Below are 1,147 nucleotides of genomic sequence, written 5' to 3' on the forward strand. Positions count from 1 at the left end.
GGCACAGACGACGTCACGGACGTCGCGGTCCCCGCCGGCGACTACGACCTCTCCGAGGTCATGGTCGAGGGGTACACGGCGAGCGATTGGAGCTGCACCGACGGGTCGCTCGACGGATCCGCGCTCACGCTCGGCGTCGGCGAGAACGCCACCTGCACGATCGTGAACGACGACGACGCGGCGCACATCACGCTCGTCAAGAACGTCGTCAACGACCACGGTGGCACCGCCACAGTGGAGGACTTCCCCCTCACCGCGGAGGGACCCGCGACCGTCACCGGCATCAGCGGCACGGACGATGTCACGAACGTCGCGGTGCCCGCCGGCTCGTACGACCTCTCCGAGGTCATGGTCCACGGATACGCCGCGAGCGCCTGGACGTGTGAGGGCGGATCACAGGACGGATCCGCCGTGAGCCTCGGTCTCGGCGAAAGCGCGACGTGCGAGATCACGAATGACGACATCGCCCCGCGCCTCACGCTCGTGAAGATCGTGACGAACGACCACGGCGGCACCGCGACGGTCGAGGACTTCCCCCTCACCGCGGAGGGCCCCGTGACCGTCACGGGCATCAGCGGAGAGCCGGAGGTCACCGACGTTCCCGTCGAAGCGGGCGAGTACCTCCTGTCCGAGGAGACGGCCGCCGGATACGGCCCGACGAGCTGGACGTGCACGGGCGGCGGTTCGCTCGACGGCGACGTCGTCGCGATCGGCCTCGCCGAGGAGGTCACCTGCACGATCATCAACGACGACGAGGCCGCGCACCTCACTCTCGTGAAGGAGGTCGTGAACGATGACGGCGGCACCGCCGACACCGCCGACTTCACCCTCAGCGCGTCGGGCGAGGTCACCATCACCGGCGTCACGGGCGACCCCGAGATCACCGACGCGATGGTCTCCGCCGGCACCTACGACCTCTCCGAGATCGAGGTCGACGGGTACTCCCCGAGCGCCTGGACCTGCGAGGGCGGCAGCCAGGACGGATCCGCCGTGACGCTCGCGAACGGCGAGAGCGCGGTCTGCACGATCGTCAACGACGACATCGCCCCGCGGCTGACCCTCGTCAAGGAGGTCGTCAACGACGACGGCGGCACCGCGACGGTCGAGAACTTCCCGCTCACCGCGGAGGGACCCGCCACCGTCACCG

At 69.5% G+C, this 1,147-nt stretch carries 1 protein-coding gene; it reads left to right on the forward strand.

Features of this window, described 5'->3' with window-relative positions:
- A partial coding sequence (locus GB932_RS19105) for a hypothetical protein (RefSeq protein WP_197517238.1) occupies positions 1-1,147 on the forward strand: 1,147 nt, incomplete at both ends.

It is taken from the genome of Microbacterium karelineae, assembly GCF_009745985.1.
GTDB lineage: Bacteria > Actinomycetota > Actinomycetes > Actinomycetales > Microbacteriaceae > Microbacterium > Microbacterium karelineae.